The organism is Candidatus Schekmanbacteria bacterium (genome assembly GCA_003695725.1).
Lineage (GTDB): Bacteria > Schekmanbacteria > GWA2-38-11 > GWA2-38-11 > J061 > J061.
Genome location: RFHX01000220.1, coordinates 1 through 23,104 on the forward strand (window position 1 = coordinate 1; position 23,104 = coordinate 23,104).

The window sequence follows — 23,104 nt, forward strand, 5'->3', positions numbered from 1 at the left end:
GATGCCTTTATATTGTTTGAAATGAGTGCATTGTATGTGCCTCTTGTTGCAATGATGCTGAAGCCCAAAGATTCAAGTTTTTTTGCAAGCACGACAGCACATTCCTTATCACTGTCTTTTACACTGATGAAAACTGTCCCCTTTATTGGCAGGTTAGTGCCTGCGGCAATCTGCGATTTATAAAAAGCTCTGCCAAAATCGAAGTCAATTCCCATTACTTCACCTGTGGATTTCATTTCAGGCCCAAGGATTGTATCGACACCGGGAAATTTGATAAAGGGGAATACTGCTTCCTTTACTGCAATGTGTTTTATTTTGACTTCTTGAGTGAGTCCAACCTCAGAAAGAGTTTTACCTGCCATAACACGCGCAGCTATCTTTGCAAAAGGAATGCCTACCGATTTGCTTACAAAGGGAATTGTCCTCGATGCTCTGGGATTTACTTCAAGCAGATAGATTTTGTCGTTTTTGACTGCAAACTGAATATTGATAAGTCCTCTAACATTAAGTTTAAAAGCAATTGCTTTCGTTTGCTTCTTTATTTCTTCGACGATTTCTTCTTTCAGGGAGTATGGGGGAAGAGAGCAGGCACTGTCACCTGAATGTATCCCCGCTTCCTCAATATGTTCCATTACTCCTGCAATTATACAAACCTTGCCGTCGCAGACTGCATCTACATCTATTTCTATGGCATCTTCCAAGAATTTGTCTATAAGTATTGGATGTTCAGGTGAAACGCGAAGTGCGAACTTCATATATCTTTCAAGCCCTTCCCTGTCATAAACTATTTCCATAGCTCTGCCGCCTAAAACATATGAAGGACGCAGCAGCACAGGATATCCAATTGATTCAGCTTCTTTTATTGCTGATTCAAGGGAGGTTGCTGTGCCATTTGGCGGCTGAAGAAGTTGAAGCTCTTCTATTACCTCTTTAAATTTTTCCCTATCTTCTGCAAGGTCTATGCTTTCAGGTGAAGTGCCTAATATCTTTACTCCACTTTTTTCCAGCATTCCAGAAAGCTTCAACGGAGTTTGCCCTCCAAATTGCACAATCACGCCTTCAGGGTTTTCCTTTTCAACAATATTCATAACTTCTTCATAGGTGAGCGGTTCGAAATAAAGTCTGTCAGAAGTATCATAGTCCGTGCTGACAGTTTCGGGGTTGCAATTGACCATTATTGTTTCATAACCGTCTTCTTTAAGAGCCATTGCGGCATGGACACAACAGTAGTCGAATTCAATACCTTGACCTATTCTATTCGGTCCTCCGCCAAGAATAACGATTTTTTTACGATTTGAGGGATTTGCCTCGCATTCTATTTCATATGTGGAATATAGATAAGGCGTGTATGCTTCGAATTCTGCGGCGCAGGTATCCACCATCTTGAAAACAGCTTCGATGGAAAGTTTTTTTCTCAACTGCCTAAAATCAAATTCATTTAAGCCAATCTGTCTTCCTAAAAAATCATCAGAAAAACCAAGCTCCTTCGCTTTCCTCAGAATCTTTAAAAGTTCATCAGCGTTCTTTTGATCATAATTATTTGCCTTCAGGATAGCTTTACTTTTTTCTTTTAGCTGAGGAAGTTTTTCCAAAAGATAACTTTCATAATCTACGATTTCCTTGATATTGTTTAAAAACCATGGGTCTATGCCTGAAAGTTTGTAAAGCTCATCGATTGAAATGTTTCTTCTTAAACCTTCTGCTAAAAACCACACTCTTTGCCAGCTTGGTATTTTCACCTTTTCTTTTATAAAATCATCTGTGAATTCTTTTGCCTCATCATATATTTCGATTGTTTTTATTCCTATTTCAAGGGAGCGAAGCGCTTTTTGAAGTGATTCCTTAAAATTGCGCCCTATAGTCATTACCTCACCGACTGATTTCATCTGAGTAGTAAGCGTTTGGTCGGATTTAGGAAATTTTTCAAATGTAAAGCGAGGCATCTTTACAACGCAGTAGTCAATTGTAGGTTCAAAGGATGCCGGAGTTTTTTTCGTTATATCATTTGGAATTTCATCCAGAGTCAATCCTGTGGCTAATTTTGCTGCAATCTTTGCTATCGGAAATCCTGTTGCCTTCGACGCAAGAGCCGAAGATCTTGAAACCCTTGGATTCATCTCGATTACAAACATTTTCCCATTCTCGGGGTTGATTGCAAATTGAATGTTTGAACCTCCTGTGTCAACTCCAATTTCGCGGATTATCTTAATGGAAGCATTACGTAGAATTTGATATTCTTTATCTGTTAATGTTTGGGCAGGGGCAACAGTTATGCTGTCTCCTGTGTGAATTCCCATAGGGTCGAAATTTTCAATCGTACATATAATAACTACATTGTCTTTTGAATCCCTCATAACTTCTAATTCAAATTCTTTCCATCCGATGAGAGATTTTTCAATAAGTATTTGGCTGAATGGACTTGCCGCAAGGCCCCAATTCACATATTCCTTAAATTCTTCCATATTATAGGCAATGTTGCCACCTGTGCCGCCTAAAGTGAAAGATGGGCGTATTATAGCAGGAAACCCAATATCCTTTATAATTTCATAAGCCTCATTTTCATTAGTGGCATAGCCGCTTGGGGGAATGTCGAGATCAATATTCTGCATTGCTTTCTTAAAAAGGTCTCTATCTTCTGCTTTTTCAATTGCTTCTATCTTGGCGCCTATCATTTCAACGCCATATTTTTTGAGAATTCCTTCCTTGTGAAGTTCAACTGAAAGGTTTAATCCTGTTTGGCCTCCTATTGTTGGAAGAAGGGCATCAGGTCTTTCTTTTTTAATTATTTTTTCAAGAATATTGACATCAAGAGGCTCCACATAGGTAGCATCAGCCATTTCAGGATCAGTCATAATAGTTGCAGGATTACTGTTTACCAATACAGTTTGGAATCCTTCTTCCCTAAGTGCTTTGCATGCCTGTGTCCCAGAATAATCGAATTCACATGCTTGTCCTATTACAATGGGACCTGAGCCGATAATCAGGATTTTCTTGATATCTTTTCTTTTAGGCAAAACAACTGCTCCAATTATAAATTGTCTCTTTTTTTTCTTCTTGAATTAGTGCATTTGCAGAAAAAATCTTTTTTATTCAAGTAATTTTTTAAAAAAAAATTATCCTTTCGTATCTAAGATGCGGTATTTTCATTATTAGTTTCATTTTCAATAGGGCCTTTTGCGAAAAATATATTCACTATTAATATCCCTGTGCCAATGCAAATTGCCGTGTCTGCAATATTGAATGCAGGCCAATGATAAGAGTTCCAGTAAAAATCAAGAAAATCCCTTACTTCACCCAAAAATATTCTATCAATGAAATTGCCTAATGCACCTGCTAAAATCATTCCAAATGAAGCTCTCTGAAATTTATTTTTTTCATCAGAAGTTGCAATTAAATATATAATGAGTGCTAAAGCAATTATGCTGATGATTGCAAAAAAAGGTTTTCTAATCGATGCTGAGAGTGTGGAGAAAATTCCAAAAGCAGCACCTTTATTCAAGACAAATGTTATATTGAAAAAACCTTTTATTACTTCGATGCTTTGAGAAGGAAGCATAGTTTGCTGAATTATCAATTTCGTAATTTGGTCAATGAGCAATACAGCTGTAACAATAATCAATTCTAAGAAGCGTGCGGAAAACTTCATATTTGCAGGGATCCTATTATTTCCTTGATTGAAACAATTTTGTTCTCTTTGCAGTAACTTTTTAAGCCATTTATTATTTCAATTACAGAGTAAGGATTGACCATTACTGCTGTACCTAAAGCTATTGCTGAAGCGCCTGCAATCATAAACTCGATTACATCATTGCTATTCATTATCCCACCCATACCTATGATTGGCAAGGAAACAGCATTTTTAACTTTCCAGACCATTGCAAGAGCAACAGGTTTTATTGCAGGACCAGAGAGTCCACCTGTTGTAGTAGAAAGACGAGGTTTTCGTGTTTTTGTGTCTATTGCCATTCCAACCAATGTATTAATCAGTGACAGAGCATCTGCTCCAGAATCTTCAGATGCTTTTGCAATTTCTTCAATATTTGAAACATTTGGAGAAAGCTTCATAATAACAGGGACTTTCGAAACGGATTTTACTTTTTCTACCAGTTTACCTGCACCCTTTGGTGTTTTACCAAATTCCATCCCGCCCTTTTTGACATTGGGGCAGGATGCATTTATTTCAATTGCTGAAATTCCATCTTCTGCTGACAAAAGCTTTGCCACTTCTTTGTATTCATCTATAGAATTGCCAAAAATATTTGCAATTATCTTTGTATTGAATTTTTTAAGAAAAGGCAGATAGTCTTTTATAAATTTTTCGGTTCCGACATTTTCAAGCCCAATGGAGTTTAACACTCCTGAAGAAGTTTCATAGATTCTTGGCGGCGGATTTCCATTGCGTGGTTTTAATGATAATCCTTTGGTTGTTATTCCACCTACTGTATTGAGGTCTATGAATTCAGACAATTTTTTCCCATAACCACAAGTCCCTGATGCAAGAATAACAGGATTTTTAAATCTTATGCCAGCCAGTTTTATTTGAAGGCATTTATCAACTAATTTTTTACTCTTTTTCGCAGCTACCACTTTATTTCACCACTATTGAAAACGGGACCATCAGTGCAAACCAATGTATGTTTTTTTGCCTCTTTATCCGCATCTTTCTTTTCCAAAATACATCCAAGACAAACTCCATAACCACATCCCATAACTGATTCTGCTGTCAACTGGCAGTTTATGTCATTCTTTAAAACAATTTTGTCCACTTCTTTTAGCATTGCTTGAGGGCCGCTTGCAAAAATAATTGTATCAGTTTTCTCTTCCTCTTTCAGTTTGTTTATTTCTTTGATTAAGATTTCTGTGATAAATCCCTTATAGCCTTCACTCCCATCTTCAGTCGAGACGATAATTTTGTCTATAATCTTGCCAAAGCTCTTTTTTAATGGAAGGTCAGAAGAGGATTTGCCTCCATAAAGTAAGGTAATGGTCCCTTTATTGCCGAAGTATTTCTTTCTAATTTGTTTTGACAAAAATAAAAATGGCGCTGCTCCTATACCTCCTGCTATGAGGATTATGTTCTTTTTATTTTCAGGCAATTTAAATTCATTTCCAAAAGGTCCAAGTATGTCAATGTGAGTTCCTTTTTTTAAAACCGATAAAGCAGATGTTCCTTTACCTACAATTTTATAGCAAATGTCCATTTTTTTCCCATCATAATCACATACACTAAAGGGCCTTCTTAAAACCAATTCGGGATGGTCTGGTATGGCGATCATAAAAAATTGCCCCGGTTGAGGTGCCTTTTGATTTCTTCTGTATTCGAGCGAGAGAATGTAGATGTCAGTAGAAATTTTTTTGTTGGAGATTATTTTATTGAACATTTGGAGTCGTTATATACAATTTTACCTGCTACTATTGTAGCTATTGCTTTCCCTTTGAATTTCCATCCAATGAATGGAGAGTTTTGACTTAGTGATTTTATATCCTCTTTTTCAAAAGTAAACTCATAGTCCGGATCAATCATAGTTATGTCAGCATCGCATCCAACTGCAAGGCTTCCCTTGTTGTTCAAATTGAGAATTTTTGCAGGATTACAAGACATAAGTTTTACTATTTGGTCTAATGTGAGCTTTTTTGAATGATAAAGTCGTAAGGCTAAAGGAAGTGCAGTTTGCAAGCCTATTATACCGAAGGGAGCTATATTGAATTCTACATCCTTTTCTGCAAAGTGATGAGGGGCATGATCTGTTGCGATAGCATCTATTGCCCCATCAGAGAAACCTTTTATAATCGCTTTTATGTCCTTTTTTTCCATCAAAGGAGGTTTCATTTTTAGATTGGTGTTATAAGTTCTGAGCATGTCGTCGGAGAGTGTAAAATGATGTGGTGTTGCATCGGCTGTAACTTTGATTCCCTTTTTTTTTGCTTGACGGATTATTTCAATTGAACCTGCAGAGCTGATATGTGTGATGTGAAGTCTTGCACCTGTCATATGTGCAAGGAATATATCTCTTGTAACCATTATTTCCTCTGCTTCACGAGGAATGCCTGCCAATCCAAGTTCAGTGGAGATAAATCCTTCGTGCATCACGCCCTCGCGTGATAGAGTCATATCTTCGCAATGTGACATTACAGGCAAGTCGAACATCTTGATATATTCCATTGCTCTTCTCATAAGTCCTGAATCCATAACAGATTTGCCGTCTTCAGTGAATCCTATCACGCCTGCTTCAGCCATTTCGCCTATGTCACTTAGCTGTTCTCCCTTCATACCTTTTGTAATTGAACCTGTTGCATAGACATTAACAAGTCCACAATCCTTCCCTTTCTTCAAAATGAATGCTGTTGTTGAGCGGTTGTCATTGACAGGGTCAGTATTGGGCATTGCCACAATGGATGTATATCCTCCCCACGCTGCTGCTTGTGAGGCAGTTTCAATTGTTTCTTCGTCTTCTCTTCCCGGTTCACGCATATGCGTATGAATATCAATAAGTCCGGGTGTAACAATCAACCCCTTTGCGTCAATTATTTGAACCTTTTTATTGGATTTTTTTGTTGAAATATTGGAGGCGATTTTCTCTATTTTTCCGCCAGACAATAGAATATCCATTTCTTTGTCGATATCCTGTGATGGATCGATAACTCTTCCATTTTTAATCAGCAATGCCACTTTCTTCTTTACCTCCCAAGAGCAGATAAAGCATTGCCATTCTAACGGCAATGCCATTGGTTACTTGGTCTAATATAACTGAATAGGAGGAATCAGCCACCTCTGGCGCAAGTTCAATTCCCCTATTGATGGGTCCGGGATGCATTATGAGTATATCCTTCCTTGCTTTTTTTAATTTTTTCATATCAAGTCCAAAGAATTTTGCATATTCTCTATGTGAGGGAAAAAGGTTTTCCTTTATTCTTTCAAGCTGAATTCTGAGCATAATGATAACATCTGACTCTTTGATTACTTTTTCAAAATCAAAAGTCACCTCTACGCCTAATTTTTCAGCTTCAACAGGAATAAAGGTAGGAGGGCCTGAGATAGTGACTTCTGCGCCCATTTTTGTCAAAGCATAAATATCGGAGCGTGCTACTCTGCTATGTGTAATGTCTCCAACTATAGCGACTTTCAATCCTTTGATTTTGCCCTTTTTCTCTTTTATTGTAAATAGGTCAAGCAGAGCTTGTGAAGGATGTTCATGCCATCCATCACCTGCATTTATAACTGATGCGCTTATACATTCTGCAAGCATTTGTGGAGCCCCTGAATGGGGGTGTCTGATAATAATTATATCAGGATTCATTGCCTGAAGATTTTTTGCTGTATCTTTGAGAGTTTCACCTTTAAGGACACTGCTCGTGGCAACCGAAATGCTAAGGTAATCTGCGCTCAATCTTTTTGCAGCAAGTTCAAAGGATGTTCTTGTCCTTGTACTTGGTTCGTAGAATAAGTTGATTATTGTTCTTCCGCGCAGAGCAGGAACTTTTTTAATATCTCTCTTTGAAACTTCCTTGAGTGCTTCGGCGGTTTTCAGGATAGTTTCAATTTCGTCTTTCGAAAGATCTTTAATACCGAGAAAATGTTTCCTTTTAACTAAGTTTTCACTCATTTTTCATGCCTGCAGAGTAGAACTCTATCTTTTTTGTCAATTTCTTTTAACTGCACCTGTATGCTTTCATCTTTTGTCGTTGGCACAAAACTTCCTATAAAATTTGCTTCGATAGGAAGTTCTCTGTTACCTCTATCTATGAGGACAGCAAGGCGCACACAAGCAGGCCGTCCAAGATCCATTATTGCATCTAGGGCAGAGCGGACGGTCCGTCCTGTATAGAGGACATCATCGACAAGGACGATTGTTTTGCCTTCAAGGGGAAAATCAATTTCAGTGCTTTTTATTTTAAGATTTGGACTTTTAAGCCCTATATCATCTCGATAGAAAGAAACATCCATCGTTCCTACCGGAATATCTATCTTTTCAATTTTTTTGATTAATTTTGCTATTCTTTTAGCAATAAAAACACCACGCGTTTGAAGTCCTATTATTGCAAGCTCCTTTGCGCCTTTACTGCTTTCCAATATTTGATGGGTTATTCTTGTAATTGTTCTTTTCAGGCCTTGGGCGTCCAGTATTTCTATATCTTTTGCAATCATCTTTTTGAACCAAAATCTATTAGGGAAATACAGAGAAAGTTTAGTTAAAATTTTCAATAAACTATCATACTGTTTTTTTAAAAGGCAAGTAATTTTCTTTTATCTGATAGAAGTGATTTTGTATTTATGAAACTTGAATAAAGGAGTATTTAAAAGATGAATTTCATATGAATAGTTGAAGCGTTTATCCTTTATTTATTGACATCTAACAGTTATGTGAAGTATTAAAGACGGCTTATTTTAAGTGAAACTGTTTATAAAATCGAATGATGAAAAATAAACTCAAAATTGTAGAAATTTTTGTTCCCTTATTGTGTGTTTTCACATTAATTAGTGGATGTAAGATAATTCCGGTAAGGGAGAAATCAGATTACGAGCATAGTCTGGAATTTTTGAGGAAGGGGAATCTCGAGCAGGCGGAGGCCTATCTCTTAAAGTATGAAAAGCGCTTTCCTTATGATGAAAAATCTTACAATCTACGCCTCGAGATTGCCAAAAAATATCTTGAAAGGAATGATGCTAAAAAAACATCAGCATTGGTATCTAAGATACCTGAAAAAGGAATTTCGAAAGAGCTGATTGGCGGAAAATACGAGATTCTTGGAGATATTTCACTTTTAAAGGATGAATATTTGAAAGCCGTTGGTTTATATCTCAAATCCATAGATTTATATAGGAGAAAATCACAAAAGGAGAAGATAAAGAAAAAGGCTCTAAAGATAATATCAGAAAAACTCAATGAAGAAGAATTGAGTTGGCTTGCAGGTCGTTATGGGAAAAAGTTTCCGGCTGAAGAAGCCCTTTATAATTTAATCAAGCAGAAAGCGTTGGCTGGTGATATCAATGGAAGCAGAAGGTCGTTGGAAAGATATGAAAGAACATTTCCTGACAGCAGTAGAAGAAATGAACTCATTTCTTTTATTGAAAAAAAACAAAGAGAAGGCAAATTGATAATAGGTTGTATTCTTCCCCTATCAGGCGCCTTGTCTGAAATAGGCAATTCTGTGAAAGAGGGAATTATAACAGCACAAATAATTCGTTCTGAAAGAATTGGCTTTCAACAGGTGGATTTAGTATTTAAGGATTCAGCCGGGGACCCTGAAAAAGCGGCAAGAGCTTTTGAAGAATTTGGAAGCAATGAAAATGTAATTGCTGTAATTGGCCCTGTAAGAAGCGCTTGTGTCAAGAAATGCGCCCCTCTGGCGGATAAATATCAGCTGCCGCTTGTTTCTCCTACAGCTGATGCTGATTATATTGAAGGACTCTCGAATTTTGTTTTTCGCACCTGTCTTCTTCCGGAAACTGAGGCAGAGGCTATGGCAGAATTTGCAATCAAAGATGGTGAAGCTGTAGAAATTGCAATAATGCATGGAGACGATTATTACGGAAGGAAGCTTGCAGCTGTTTTTAAGAAAAAAGTAGAAGAATTGGGGGCAAAAGTGAAAATCGAAATTACTTATCCTCCAGAAACAAATGATTTTACAGAATATGTGCGAAAACTTTACTCATACCTTGAGGCAGGTGGTATTTTTGATACTATATATTTGCCCTGCGATTATGATAAGGCTGGATTTATAATCCCTCAACTGCCATATAATGATATGGAAGGATTTCAGCTTTATGGAAGCAGTGGATGGGATTCAGGTAGATTTGATCCTTACGGCAATCCGGAAAGACTTCTTGAAATTGTTTTGGAAAAGGGAGAAATAGAGGGCGCTGTTTTTACAGATTCTTTTTCCCTTTGGTCAAAGGATAATGAAGAAAGGAATGAATTTGTCTCTCGCTATAAAGAGATGTATGATTCTATACCTAATGTCTATGCCGCCAACAGCTATGATACATATATGATGATTGTTAAGGAGTTGAAGAAAAGAATGAAAAGAAGATCTGAATTAAGAAAGAGAATTTCGCAGATAAGAGATTATGAAGGGATTACAGGAAAAATGTCAATTTATGAAAAAGGAAGAGTAGAAAAGACTCCATTTTTTATTGAAATTTTTGGAGGAAAATTTAGGGAGATTAAAGCGGAGATAGAAAAAAATGGTTGATATCAGAGCATTCAAAGGATTTGTTTATGATTCGAAAAAGGTCAAAATCGAAAATGTGGTTGCCCCTCCATATGATGTGATAAGTCAAGAGGAGCAGGAAAGATTATATGAGCTCGATGAACACAATGTTGTGCGCCTTGTGTTAGGGAAAATATTTGATGACGATAATGATTCAGATAATAGATATACAAGGGCTGCTCGATTTTTAGAGGATTGGCTTGATAGAGGAATCATTAAGAGACATAAGGAGGATTCTATTTATATTTATGAACAGGAATTTACATTACCTGACGGCAGAATAATGAACAGAAGTGGATTTATTGCTTTGGCTTCTATTGAGGAGCCGGGTAAGGGTAACATCTTCCCACATGAAAATACACTATCAAAGCCCAAAGAAGACCGTCTTAAATTGATGAGATCTTGTCAGGGAAATTTGTGCCAAATTTTTTCATTGTTTCCGGACAAAGAAAGAAAAGTGGATTCACTACTTCAACAGGAGAAGAGACAAGCTCCGATTTTCGATTTTTATGACAATAACAGGATTAGAAACCGCTTATGGCAGATTAGTCATATCGATACGGTGGAAAAAATAAGAAATGAAATGTCTGAAAAGAAGCTTTTTATAGCTGATGGCCATCATAGATATGAAACGGCTGTAAATTATATGAAAGAAATGAGAGAAAAGGATACTAATTACACTGGTAATGAGCCATATAATTTTGTGATGATGATGTTTGTAAACACTTATAATGAAGGGTTGGCAGTGCTTCCTATTCATCGTCTTATTCATAGTGTTGAGGAGTTTAAAGAAGAGACATTTTTAAAGAGGATATCTGAGGCTTTTGAGGTAGAGAGAGTTGAAGGTGAAGGATGGGAAAATGACCTTTCTGATATGCTCAAAAAAAAGGGAGAAAAAAGAACTTCTTTTGCTGTTGTATTCAAGGATAGCGGCAATAATTATATTATTTCTGTAAAGGATAATGAGATTATTGAAAATTATTTTGATTCATCTTTTCCAGAAGAACTTAAATCTCTCGATGTTACCATTTTGCATAAAGTAATCTTAGAAAATTTTCTTGGCATTGATGAAGAGAGTTTGAGAGATCAAAAGAATGTTACCTACATAAAGGACTGGAATCGCTCACTAAGAATGCTCAAAGAAGGAGATTATCAGGCGGCTTTCCTGCTTAATGCTACACCTGTGGAAGCCGTAACAAAAGTTGCGGAAAAAGGATTGAGAATGCCTCAAAAATCAACTTTCTTCTATCCTAAACTTCTGACAGGTTTAGTATTCAATCTTTTTAGGAGCTGACACAAGAGGTAATGCAGAAAAGTATAAAGAGGACGCTTTATTTTGATTGTTTTTCAGGAGTAAGCGGAGACATGGTCTGTGCTTCTCTGATAGACCTCGGTGCAGACAGAAAAACCATAAGAAATACCATAGAATCTCTTATGCCCGGAGAGATATCCATATCTATAAAAAGGGTTATGAAATGTGGCATATCATCTTTATCTTTTTCTGTTAAGCCGAGAAAGGGGATTAAAAAATTCCGTACGATTAAAGATATAGAAAAAATTTATGAAAGGTCATCTCTTTCTTCAGAAACCGCTTCAAAATGCATTGAAATCTTTAGAACAATTGCAAAAGCAGAAGCCAAAATTCACAGGAAAAAAATCGATGAAGTACATTTCCATGAAATAGGTGCTGTTGATACACTTGTGGATATAACGACAGCTGTAGTTGGAATAAGGTTGCTTAAAGCAGACAAAGTTATTTCTTCTCCGGTGAATTTAGGAGGTGGGACTGTAAAGATTTCACATGGTTTATATCCTGTGCCTGCCCCTGCCACTGCTGAAATATTGAAAGGAATGCCTGTTTATAGCAGTGGAAATTATGGAGAATTGACAACTCCAACAGGAGCAGCGATTTTGAAGATATTGTGCAGTGCCTTTGACTCTGTGCCAGAGGGGAAAATTAAAGCTGTCGGTTATGGCGCAGGTTGTAAGGATTTGGAAAATAGGGCAAATGTTTTGAGGACATTGCTTATTGAAGAAGAAAAGGAAGAATTAAAACCGGATAGGAAAGAGCAGGTATATATTGTAGAAACAAATATAGATGACCAAGAACCTCAGTCTTTCGAATATTTAATGGATAAACTTTTTGAAAAAGGGGCTCTTGATGTATGGTTTTCTTCTATTACAATGAAGAAAAGCCGTCCTGCAATAAAGGTTTCTGTTTTATGCAAGAAAGAAAGATTGAATACTATTTCAGAGCTTCTTTTAAGGGAAACAACAACATTTGGTGTCAGGTATTTTGAAGCTGGCAGAATGGCTTTAAAGAGAGAAATGATAAAAATTAAAACCAAGTATGGAGAGATTTCTGCAAAGGTAGGAATAATGGACAAGAAGGTTATCAAGATATCTCCAGAATATGAGAGTGTTAAAAAGCTTGCTGAAAAAAAGGGTATTCCTTTTTATAAAGTATTCAAAGAAGCTGAATTTGCCGCAAGAAATAAAAAATTTTAAAAAATTATGGTATTAAAAGCTCGGTGCCAACGGGCAGTACATTAGGGTCTTTTATAGTTTTTCTGTTAAAATCATAAAGTTTTTTCCATTTTCTAGCGTCATTGAAGATTTCCGGCTTTGCAGCAATCGATGAAAGCGTATCTCCTTTCTTTACAATATATCTTTTAATTTTTGATTTTGCTTCTCTGATTTTATCCTTAACCTTTGAATTATTCTCGTCTATTTCAAGAGATTTACGCCACTGGTTGATAGCTTCGTTTATATTCCCCTTTTTGTAATATATATCTCCGAGATGTTCGAGTATAACAGGGTCGTCAGGAGCCTTTCCTATTGCTTTTACTATCAAACTGTATGCTTTTTCGATTTCTCCTTTCTGAAAATATACCCACCCGAGACTGTCGAGGAAATATCCATTGTCGGGTTCTATTTCTAGAGCTTTTTTAATCAGTGACATAGCTTCATCGAGATAAATTCCTTTATCGGCAAAGAGGTATCCTAAATAATTATAAGCTGAAGCAAATTTTTCATCTAATTTAATCGCTTCTCTCAATTCCTTTACGGTGTTGTCAAAGTCTTTGAGTTTGTCATATGCAGTTGCAAGGTAGAAATGGTATTCTGCATTTTTTGGATCGGATTTAATGACAGTTTTAAAGCTTTCTATTGCTTCTTTATATTTTTTAGCATCATACTGAGCTCGTCCAAGATAAAAAAGGATTTTGGGGTTTGAAGGATCTGTTTCTAATGCTTTTTCAACTGATTTTATTGCAAGCTCATATTTGCCTAATTCACCATAAATCAAACTTTCATGAAGAAGGGCAATAATGAATTTAGGATTTGATTCGAGAATTTTCTTTACCTCGGTGAGCGCCTCTTCATATTTTCCCATTGCTTCAAGGGCTGTAATTAAATTTATTCTTGTCATACTATCAAAAGGATTTAGATAAAGGGAATTTTTAAAATGTTTAGCCGCTTTCTCGAAGTCTTTTTTATTGAGGTAAATCATACCCAAATTAGTTTGAATAGCTGAATCTTCGGGCAGTTTATATTCAAGTTGAAGAAACAATTCTAAGGCTTTATCGTAATTTTCTTTCTTCATATAAAAGAGCGCTAAAGATTTCTTTACAGCAAGACTTTCAGGATTTATTTTTAAAAGCTCCTGATAAAAACTTTCAGATTCTTTGCCTGCATTTAGGATTGAATAGGTGTTGACGAGGTTATAGAAAGCTGATTCGAAATAAGGATTGATTTCAATAGATTTTTTGAATGATTCGATGGCTTCTTTATATTTTTTTTCTTCAGCTTGTACAATTCCCAGATAATAGTACCCCAATGAAGGTTTTGTTTTGATAAGCTCTCTGTAAATATTTTCAGTTTTTTCCTGCTGGTTGGTGCTATTGTAAATTAAGCTGAGAATCATATAAGCCCTTATCTCTTCAGGTGCAATTTCAATAATTCTTTTATAAACTTCTTCTGCTTTGGACATCAGGTTAAGTCGCGAATAGACTTCTCCAATATTATAAAGCACATCAACAGATTTGGTGCTTTTCAAAAATGCTTTGTCTGCTTCTTCTCGTGCTTTTTGCAGATTTCCTGTTTCGATATAAAGGTAAGCAAGTTTGGAGTGGAGATAGGGAGATAACGGGTCTTCAGAAATTGTTTTTTTTAAAATATCGATAGCTTTATTGTAATCACCTTCATTGTCGAAGATTTCAGAAAGGATGAAATTATTCACCGCATCTTTGCTCAAAGAGAAAGTCTCAACGGATTTTAACTTATCCATTTTTTTACTTGTTGCACAGGAAAAAGATATAGTTGAAATGAGAATAAGACAAATAAAGAATTTACATTTTTTCATCAATACTAACCCTTTTTAATCATTTTTTTTCACAAGCAACCTAACTAATAATATACTAAATTCATAAAGAATATACATCGGTATTGCAAGTGCAATTTGTGATACTACATCCGGGGGAGTAATTATTGCTGATGCGGCAAAGAGGATGAGTATTACATAGGGTCTGCCCTTTTTTAAGGTTTCAATGGAGATTAATCCTATTTTGGCTATAATAAATACAAATACAGGCAGTTCAAAAGCAAGTCCAAAAGCAAAAAGAAGCATTGCAACAGTTGATAAAGCTTCCTTGATAGTTAGCATCGGGAGGAAGTCTCCACCGTAGCTGAGAAGAAATTTAAAGCAATATGGCAGCAGCAGAAAGTAAGCGAAAGATGCACCACCAATGAAGAAAATACAAGATGAAACAAAAAAAACTATTCCATAAATCTTTTCTTTCCTATAAAGCCCCGGTGCTACAAACTTCCAAATTTCGTAAAATATCAAAGGAAAAGCAAAAAATGCTCCCATTATGGCGCTAATCTTTATATAAACTATAAAAGGTTGAGCAGGACTAGTGAATACCAACTTTTGTTCTGGGCTAAGTACAGAGCTCAAAGGTCGTATTACGGCTTTAAAAAGACTTTTCGAGAAAGCATAAGAACCAATAAAACCTAAAATAAGATAAATTATTATATGAATTAAACGACTTCTCAGCTCTTCCAAATGCTGAAGAAATGTCATTTCCTTATCAGAGGAGAGCTCTTCTTTTCTACTTTCCATCCTTTTCTTCTTTGCCTTCTTTGTTTTTTGAATCAATATTGGTTTCCGAAATGTCAGTAAGCTCTTTCATATCCTCGATCTCGTCCTTTATGAAGCCTGTCTCTTCCTTTATTTCTTCATCGACAGTATTTTTTATGTCTTCCATTGCTCTTTTAAATTCAGCAAGTCCTTTGCCAAGGGTTTTAGCTACTTCTGGCAGTCTTTTAGGTCCTATCACAATTAGGGCAATTACAAGTATTACTAATATCTCTGAAAAACCAATGCCGCCAAACATTATTGATTTATCTCCAATACTTTCGGACAATTTAAAAACTTAATTTCATTAACTATAACTGATTTTTAATCTTTTTTGAATCTTTAAAAAACTTCTCTTCGAAATAAAGACAAAAATTACAGTGCATGATGAAAAAGTATTAGAAAAAACTAAATAAAAAAAGAGAAAAAATAGAATTTCGCAAATATTTTCCTTTAATCGGAATTAATATTCTATTTTTAGTCAATTTTTTAGTTGAATTTTTGGATGAAATATTTATATTATTAGCACTCACTTAAAGAGAGTGCTAACAATATTCAAAATTCATTGATAAAAAGTTTATCCAATTTTAATCAAATTGAAATGTTAACTTTTAGAAAGGAGGGAAGGTATGAACATTCGTCCATTGCATGACAGAATCATTGTTAAACGAATTGAAGAGGAGGAAAAAACAAAAGGAGGAATTATCATTCCCGATACAGCAAAAGAAAAACCGCAGGAAGGGGAAGTTGTGGCTGTCGGGAATGGTAAATTGTTGGAAGATGGCAAGGTGGTGCCATTGGATGTAAAAAAGGGAGACAGAGTACTTTTCAGCAAGTATGCAGGAAATGATATAAAGATTGAAGGCGAAGAGTACATCATAATGAGAGAAGACGATGTGCTCGGAATAATAGAAAAATAGTAAATTAGGAAAACTCTAACAGGAGGTGAAAATAAATGGCTGCAAAGGAAATAGTTTTTGGTGAAGAAGCAAGAGCAAAAGTACTAAAAGGCGTTTCTATCCTTTCAAATGCCGTAGCAGTAACACTTGGACCAAAGGGACGCAATGTCGTTCTTGATAAAAGTTTCGGTTCTCCGAATATTACAAAGGATGGTGTTACAGTTGCCAAAGAGATTGAGCTTGAAGACAAGTTTGAGAATATGGGTGCACAGATGGTGAAGGAAGTCGCAAGCAAAACGAGCGACAATGCAGGCGACGGAACAACAACTGCTACAGTGCTTGCATCCTCAATATTTAGGGAAGGGATGAAGAATGTTACAGCAGGCGCAAATCCGATGGCTTTAAAGCGGGGAATAGAAAAAGCTGTTGATGTTGTTGTCAAGGAACTACAGAAACAGAGCAAACCCACCAAAGATAAAACTGAAATTGCTCAGGTTGGCACAATTTCAGCAAATAATGACGAAACAATAGGCAATCTAATTGCCGAAGCTATGGATAAAGTGGGAAAAGACGGTGTTATCACAGTAGAAGAAGCAAAAAGTATGGAGACATCACTTGAAGTAGTAGAAGGAATGCAGTTTGATAGGGGTTATCTGTCACCATACTTTGTGACTGATGCAGAGAGAATGGAATGTGTCCTTGAAGATCCATTGATTCTTATCCATGAAAAGAAGATAAGCAATATGAAAGACCTTCTTCCTCTCTTGGAGAAAATAGCTAAAACTGGAAGACAGTTCCTTATTATTGCGGAGGAGGTAGAAGGTGAAGCACTTGCAACTCTTGTTGTCAACAAATTGAGAGGAACGCTTCAGTGTTGTGCTGTCAAAGCACCAGGCTTTGGAGATAGAAGAAAGGCAATGCTCGAGGATATAGCCATTTTGACTGATGGTCAGCTCATTGCTGAAGACCTGGGTTTGAAGCTTGAAAATGTTGGAATTGATGATCTTGGAACGGCAAAGAAAGTTGTAGTGGACAAAGAAAATACTACAATAATCGAAGGCAAAGGTGAAGCATCAAAGATTCAGGGTAGAGTAAAGCAGATAAAAGCTCAGATTGAGGAGTCAACCTCTGATTATGACAGAGAAAAACTTCAAGAGAGACTTGCAAAGCTCGTTGGCGGTGTTGCTGTAATTAATGTTGGAGCTGCAACTGAGACTGAAATGAAAGAAAAGAAGGCGAGAGTTGAAGATGCTCTTCATGCAACACGAGCGGCAGTAGAAGAGGGAATAATCCCAGGCGGTGGAGTAGCATTGCTAAGATGTATTGATGCTTTAGAGAAAATTGAAGCAGAAGGTGATGAGCAGATAGGTGTTGATATAATCAAGAGGGCAATTGAAGAGCCAATTCGTAAGATTGCTGATAATGCAGGCGTTGAAGGTTCGATAGTTGTACAGAAAGTGAAAGAAAAGAAAGGTTCCTTTGGATATAATGCCCAAACAGATAGTTATGAAGACCTAATGAAAGCAGGAATTATTGACCCGACAAAGGTAACGAGGACAGCTTTGCAGAATGCAGCAAGTATAGCGGCACTGCTTCTCACGACGGAGGCACTTGTTACTGAAAAACCAGAGGAGAAGAAAGAGACTCCAATGATGCCACCTGGCGGCGGGATGTATTAATCCTAAGATTTTTGCAAAAAAGTCAAAGGCGGAAGGTTGCTCCCTTCCGCCTTTTTTTATTCTTGGTTTTCAGATGATTCCATTTACCATTAAATTCATATCTATAACTATATTCTTTTATAATCGTTGTCATAAATTTTGAAATTTTGTTATTATTTACTTACATCACTACTTTTTTGAAAGAAAGGATTAAAATATCAGGGGAATAAAAATGGATATAGATGTATCAGAAATCAATAAAGCAGTTGAAGACAAACAAGGTATCGTTTCAGCGATTAAAGAAGAAATTGGGAATGCTGTAATAGGCCAGAAGTATATGGTTGATAGGACGCTCATTGCTCTTCTTTGTGAAGGCCATATACTCATTGAGGGAGTGCCGGGTTTGGCCAAAACAACTATGGTCAAAGTTTTTGCTCAATGTCTTGATTTTACTTTTCAGAGAATACAATTTACGCCCGACCTTTTGCCTGCTGATTTAATAGGGACACAGATATATCATCAGAAGGATGGCAATTTTACAGTTAGGAAAGGACCTATTTTTACAAACATTCTTTTGGCTGATGAAATTAATAGAGCGCCTGCAAAAGTCCAAAGTGCTTTGCTTGAGGCAATGCAGGAGAATCAAGTTACAATTGGAGACGAATCCTTCAAACTTGAAAATCCTTTTATCGTCCTTGCAACACAAAATCCAATCGAACAAGAAGGCACTTATCCTTTACCTGAGGCACAAGTCGACAGATTTATTATGAAACTTAAAATTTCTTATCCTTCGCAGGAGGAGGAAAAGAGAATTGTTAAAGAAATTGGGAAGATAAGGACATATGTGCCTAAAAAAGTTGCAGGACACAATGAAATCGAGGAACTAAAAAAATTAGTTGAAAAGGTTTATGTAGATGAAAAAATTTATGATTACATTTTGAATATTGTGTTTGCAACTCGCAATCCTGCTTCTTTTGGAATAAATGTAAAAGATTTCATAATGTATGGTGCTTCACCTCGTGCATCTATTTATTTAATGAGTTGTGCGAGAGCAAATGCCTTTCTTGAAGGTCGTGGATATGTTGTCCCTGATGATGTAAAAGCTGTTTGTTTTGATGTTTTAAGGCATAGAATTATTTTGTCTTATGAAGCGGAAGCGGAAGAGATTACAAGCGATGATATAATTGAGAGAATTTTAAAGCAGATTCCTGTTCCATAGGGAAAAAATTTTGATTGACAGTAATACATTAAAAAAAATCAATCGCATCCATTTCAAAGTAAAGAAGTCTGTAAACTCTATAATGTTTGGACATTACAAATCTGCCTTTCACGGAAAAGGAATAGAGTTTACGCAAGTGAGAGAGTATGTGCCGGGGGATGATATACGACTGATTGACTGGAATGTATCAGCTCGAGTGGGAAACATACATATTAAAGAGTTTCAAGAAGAGAGAGAGCTCAATCTATTGCTTGCAGTAGACCTTTCAGCATCAGGAAGCTTTGGAAGTGGAATTCAATTGAAGAGAGAAATTGCCGCCGAGATAGCAGCTCTTTTTGCATATCTTGCAATTAGAAGCAACGATAGAATTGGATTGATGATATTTACAAATGAAGTGGAGCTTTTTATTCCTCCAAAAAAGGGTCCGGTGAATGTTTGGAGAATTGTCAGGGAGGTTTTAAGTTTGGAGCCGAAAAACAGCGGTACAGATATGGGTTCTGCTTTGAATTTTTTAAATAGAGCTTTGAAGAGAAGGACAATTTGCTTTTTGATTTCAGATTTTATGTGTGAAGATTTTGAGAAAGAGTTAAAACTTTCGAGCAAAAAACATGAAATAGTTGCAGTTTCTGTAAGAGATAGAAGGGAATTTGAGATACCAAATATAGATTTTGCTTATTTTGAAGATGCCGAGACGGGGGAAACGGTTGTTGTTAATACAAGAGATAGGGAATTTCGTGATTATATGAAGAACAAAGCTGAAAAATTATATAGAGAAAAACTAACACTTTTTTCCAAGAATAATATTGACTGCATTGAAGTATGGACTGACAAACCATATATCTACCCTGTTTTAAATTATTTCAAAAGTAAGGAAAAAAAGAGGTAAAAGGCTTAACTAATTATCTCATGGAATCTTATTTTCTAAAAAAAAAGGAAATTATTCTTTTCTTTCTCATAGCCATTATTTTATCGCCAATATGTTCATGTAAAAAAAAGGTAGAGTTTCCCGTCAGTAAATCGCCTAAAATTGAGAAATCAAAGATTTATGCAGAAAGCTATCTCACCAAGACCAGGGCATATGTGGGTGAAAGAGTCAGACTCTATTTAAATGTTTGGCATCCTGAAGAGGTCAATTTGGATGTGACAGATAAAATCTACGAAATGAAAGGGATGGAGATTATTGATGTAGGGGAATTTAATAAAATTACTCTGGAGGGAATTGAAAGAACGACAAAGTGGTATGATTTAAAAGCTAATGCCGAAGGCATCTATATAATTCCTTCATTTACGATTAGTTATGAATTAGGAGGCAAATTTAATGTGTTGGATACAGGACAACTATATATTGAAATAACAAATAAGGAAGGGGGATTTATTCCCACTGAAAGCATTCGGGGAATTAAGCCGCCATATAAACCCAAGGTAAGCACTAATTATCTTGGAGCAGCAGTTATTTCATTATTTATGATTCTATCACTTTTTCTTCTTATCTTCTATTTCAAGCCATTTAAAAAAGAGGAATTTAATTTAGCTGAAGAAGAAATTGTTTATGCCCATAAAATAGCTTTGAGTGAATTTAATAGAATTAAAAAAGATTTGGAAGAAAAGAATATTTCAGCAAAAGAATTTTGCTTTGAACTTTCGTCGATTTTGAAAAATTATATAGTCGAAAGGTGGGAAATGGAAACTGTGCAGATGACTTCTTACGAGCTTATGGGAAAACTCAAGAAACTTGAAAAAATCGATACCAATCACTTGAAGAAAGCCTATCATATAATTTCTGTAATTGAATTGATGAAATTTGCATCGATGAATCTTAAGAGTGAATGGATTAAAGATATAGAAAGGGAGTTTCTTGAATTTATAGATGAAACAAAACAAATGAGTCCGGAGGATATAGGTGTTACAGCTGAGATTTGAAACGCCACTTTTTTTCTTACTTTTACTGCTTATCCCAATAATGTATTGGTTTGGAAGACTTTGGGATAAGAAACCAAGAATAACAGTTCCTTCAGTTGAGATTTTAAAGGAAAAAGAAGTCAATCCTTATTTCATCCCAAAAAATATGAAATTTATTTTGAGGTCTCTGGTGCTGATTTTTTTGATTATATCTGCTTCTGGTCCTCAAATTGGAAGATATGTAAAGGAAACAACTACAAAGGGCATTGATATTATTCTTGCTATTGATACATCCAGAAGCATGAATGCAATGGATTTTAGCATAGGTGGAAGCAAAGTTACCCGGCTTGAGGCAGTAAAAAGGGTTGTCCGTGATTTTGTTGAAGAAAGGAATGGTGACAGAATTGGAATGGTTGTTTTTGGAGAAGAAGCTTTTACGCAATGTCCATTGACGATTGATTATGGAATGCTTCTCTATTATCTTGAAAAACTGAAAGTTGGTATTGCAGGTGATGCAACTTCTATTGGAACGGCAATTGCTCTTGCCGTAAAAAAACTGAAAGATTCTCAGAGTCAGTCAAAAGTTATAATCCTTTTAACGGATGGAAGAAACAACTCGGGAAGGACAACGCCTCTAATGGCCGCCGAGATTGCTTCGCTATTCGGTATTAGAGTTTATACAATAGGTGTTGGAGGCAAGGGGAAAGCTCCTTTTTTAATAGATGACTTAGGAGGGAAAACTCTCGTTTTTCGCGAAGTCGATCTTGATGAAGATACACTAAAAAAAATTTCCGGAATTACCAATGCCGTTTACTTTAATGCAAAGAAAACTGCTATGCTTTCTGATGTTTTTAAAGAGATTAATTCCATAGAAAAGGTTGATATTAAAGTGAAGAAATACTTCAATGGAAGAGAAATATATCACTATTTTCTTCTATGTGCACTTGTTCTTTTTTTAGTGGAAATTATTTTGATGAATACTTTATTTAAAGAAATACCATAGGGAAGGATATGAGATTTTTTAGCGTCAAATATTTTTGGATTTTATTGATTTTACCACTTATTATTGTTTTTTTTATCTATGCTTATAAGGATGTAAGAAAAAAATTAAAATTATTTTATGGAGATTTATATGAAAGGTTGATACCAAAAAATACATTTCCTCTTTTGCGTTTGAGAATAGTTGTTTCACTATTAGTAATAGTTTTTATTATTTTTGCCCTTGCCCGGCCCCAACTTGGCTATAAGTGGATTGATAGGGGCAACATTAATTCTGATGTCATCTTAGCTCTCGATATGTCAACAAGTATGCTTGCAGAAGATGTCTATCCCAATCGTCTCGAATATGCAAAAAGGGAAATACTCGATTTCCTTTCTGTTGTTTCAGGTGATAGGGTTGGATTGATAGTTTTTGCCGGATATCCTTATTTGGTTTGTCCCTTGACAACTGATTATGCATCTTTGAGATCTTATGTAAACGATATAGACATAAATATGCTTTCCTCTGTGGGCACAGCTTTCGATAAAATGATAATGAAGGCGGCAGATTCATTCGACCTTGAAAGCACAGCTTCCAAAACCCTTATAATTTTTTCTGATGGAGAAGACCATTCACAAAATGCGCTTTCTGTTGCTAGTGATGTGGCAAAGTATGGAATAAAGATTTGTTCAATTCCCATAGGAAGTGAAAAGGGAGCACTCATTCCCATTGAGAAAGGAACGTTTAAAAAAGATAAAAATGGCGAAGCCGTAGTTACAAAAGTAAACATTAATATCCTTGAAGATATTGCAGATGTTTCCGGAGGAGTCGTTGAAATCCCTTCTAATGAAAATTTTGATATGCAAAGATTTTATACGGAAGTGGTTAGAGGAGAGGATATAGGTACCAAATTTTTTGTATCAAAAGTTAGAATTTGGAATGAAAGATATAGATGGTTTTTATTGCCAGCAATAATTTTGCTTTTTATTGAATTTTTCTTTGATGGCTTAGTAAATTTCTTTTTTAGAGATAAAAACAAAATTTTTCTTCTATTCCTTTTGTTGATATTTTTTACCCCTTCTTTTGGAAACTGTGCTGACA

20 protein-coding genes are annotated in these 23,104 nt (G+C 35.9%); 10 read left to right on the plus strand and 10 right to left on the minus strand.

Annotation, left to right across the window (positions count from 1 at the left end):
• The 7 genes from D6734_08555 to pyrR all read right to left on the minus strand — a co-directional run.
• A partial coding sequence (locus D6734_08555) for a carbamoyl-phosphate synthase large subunit (protein RMF94072.1) occupies positions 1–3,014 on the minus strand: 3,014 nt, incomplete at its 3' end.
• Positions 3,015–3,127: 113 nt separating this feature from the next.
• Positions 3,128–3,646, minus strand: a complete 519-nt coding sequence (gene lspA / locus D6734_08560) for a signal peptidase II (GenBank protein RMF94073.1) — start codon at positions 3,644–3,646, stop codon at positions 3,128–3,130.
• Positions 3,643–4,587: a dihydroorotate dehydrogenase gene (locus D6734_08565; GenBank protein ID RMF94074.1), complete on the minus strand. Its 945-nt coding sequence runs from the start codon at positions 4,585–4,587 to the stop codon at positions 3,643–3,645. The genes lspA and D6734_08565 overlap by 4 nt, the downstream gene beginning before the upstream one ends.
• Positions 4,581–5,381, minus strand: coding sequence for a dihydroorotate dehydrogenase electron transfer subunit (locus D6734_08570; GenBank protein ID RMF94075.1), 801 nt, complete (start codon positions 5,379–5,381; stop codon positions 4,581–4,583). Before D6734_08570 ends, D6734_08565 begins: the two co-directional genes overlap by 7 nt.
• Positions 5,366–6,670, minus strand: coding sequence for a dihydroorotase (locus D6734_08575; GenBank protein RMF94076.1), 1,305 nt, complete (start codon positions 6,668–6,670; stop codon positions 5,366–5,368). Before D6734_08575 ends, D6734_08570 begins: the two co-directional genes overlap by 16 nt.
• Positions 6,654–7,604 (minus strand): aspartate carbamoyltransferase catalytic subunit, encoded by a 951-nt coding sequence (locus D6734_08580; GenBank protein ID RMF94077.1) that lies wholly within the window; start codon positions 7,602–7,604, stop codon positions 6,654–6,656. The genes D6734_08575 and D6734_08580 overlap by 17 nt, the downstream gene beginning before the upstream one ends.
• Positions 7,601–8,146, minus strand: a complete 546-nt coding sequence (gene pyrR / locus D6734_08585; protein RMF94078.1) for a bifunctional pyr operon transcriptional regulator/uracil phosphoribosyltransferase PyrR — start codon at positions 8,144–8,146, stop codon at positions 7,601–7,603. Before pyrR ends, D6734_08580 begins: the two co-directional genes overlap by 4 nt.
• A 266-nt stretch (positions 8,147–8,412) precedes the next feature.
• On the opposite strand from pyrR, the gene D6734_08590 reads away from it, so the two are divergent.
• The 3 genes from D6734_08590 to larC are packed head-to-tail and all read left to right on the plus strand — an operon-like array spanning position 8,413 to position 12,720.
• On the plus strand, positions 8,413–10,194 hold the full coding sequence (locus D6734_08590; GenBank protein ID RMF94079.1) for a hypothetical protein: 1,782 nt from the start codon (positions 8,413–8,415) through the stop codon (positions 10,192–10,194).
• Positions 10,187–11,506 carry a DUF1015 domain-containing protein gene (locus tag D6734_08595; GenBank protein RMF94080.1) on the plus strand — a complete coding sequence of 440 codons (1,320 nt, stop codon included), beginning with the start codon at positions 10,187–10,189 and terminating at the stop codon, positions 11,504–11,506. Before D6734_08590 ends, D6734_08595 begins: the two co-directional genes overlap by 8 nt.
• Before the next feature lie 11 nt (positions 11,507–11,517).
• Positions 11,518–12,720 (plus strand): nickel pincer cofactor biosynthesis protein LarC, encoded by a 1,203-nt coding sequence (gene larC / locus D6734_08600; protein ID RMF94081.1) that lies wholly within the window; start codon positions 11,518–11,520, stop codon positions 12,718–12,720.
• A 4-nt stretch (positions 12,721–12,724) separates the two neighbouring features.
• Here larC and D6734_08605 read toward each other — a convergent pair whose 3' ends face one another.
• Genes D6734_08605 through tatB form a run of 3 tightly spaced genes read right to left on the minus strand, consistent with a single transcriptional unit; the run spans position 12,725 to position 15,608 of the window.
• Positions 12,725–14,575 carry a tetratricopeptide repeat protein gene (locus D6734_08605; protein RMF94082.1) on the minus strand — a complete coding sequence of 617 codons (1,851 nt, stop codon included), beginning with the start codon at positions 14,573–14,575 and terminating at the stop codon, positions 12,725–12,727.
• A gap of 15 nt (positions 14,576–14,590) precedes the next feature.
• Positions 14,591–15,334 carry a twin-arginine translocase subunit TatC gene (tatC, locus tag D6734_08610; protein RMF94083.1) on the minus strand — a complete coding sequence of 248 codons (744 nt, stop codon included), beginning with the start codon at positions 15,332–15,334 and terminating at the stop codon, positions 14,591–14,593.
• Complete coding sequence (tatB, locus tag D6734_08615; protein ID RMF94084.1) at positions 15,324–15,608, minus strand: twin-arginine translocase subunit TatB; 285 nt, start codon at positions 15,606–15,608, stop codon at positions 15,324–15,326. The genes tatC and tatB overlap by 11 nt, the downstream gene beginning before the upstream one ends.
• Positions 15,609–15,978: 370 nt before the next feature.
• On the opposite strand from tatB, the gene D6734_08620 reads away from it, so the two are divergent.
• The 7 genes from D6734_08620 to D6734_08650 form a co-directional block, all read left to right on the plus strand.
• Complete coding sequence (locus D6734_08620) at positions 15,979–16,269, plus strand: co-chaperone GroES (GenBank protein ID RMF94085.1); 291 nt, start codon at positions 15,979–15,981, stop codon at positions 16,267–16,269.
• Positions 16,270–16,304: 35 nt separating this feature from the next.
• Entirely contained in the window at positions 16,305–17,927 is a 1,623-nt protein-coding gene (gene groL, locus D6734_08625) for a chaperonin GroEL (protein ID RMF94086.1), read from the plus strand.
• 211 nt (positions 17,928–18,138) lie between these two features.
• Complete coding sequence (locus tag D6734_08630; protein ID RMF94087.1) at positions 18,139–19,125, plus strand: MoxR family ATPase; 987 nt, start codon at positions 18,139–18,141, stop codon at positions 19,123–19,125.
• A gap of 82 nt (positions 19,126–19,207) precedes the next feature.
• The gene (locus D6734_08635) at positions 19,208–20,011 is read left to right on the plus strand and encodes a DUF58 domain-containing protein (protein ID RMF94088.1); all 804 of its coding nucleotides are present in this window, start codon (positions 19,208–19,210) and stop codon (positions 20,009–20,011) included.
• A gap of 20 nt (positions 20,012–20,031) precedes the next feature.
• Positions 20,032–21,045: a hypothetical protein gene (locus D6734_08640; protein RMF94089.1), complete on the plus strand. Its 1,014-nt coding sequence runs from the start codon at positions 20,032–20,034 to the stop codon at positions 21,043–21,045.
• Positions 21,026–22,027 carry a VWA domain-containing protein gene (locus D6734_08645; protein ID RMF94090.1) on the plus strand — a complete coding sequence of 334 codons (1,002 nt, stop codon included), beginning with the start codon at positions 21,026–21,028 and terminating at the stop codon, positions 22,025–22,027. The genes D6734_08640 and D6734_08645 overlap by 20 nt, the downstream gene beginning before the upstream one ends.
• 8 nt (positions 22,028–22,035) lie before the next feature.
• On the plus strand, positions 22,036–23,104 hold a 1,069-nt coding region (locus D6734_08650), incomplete at its 3' end, for a VWA domain-containing protein (protein ID RMF94091.1).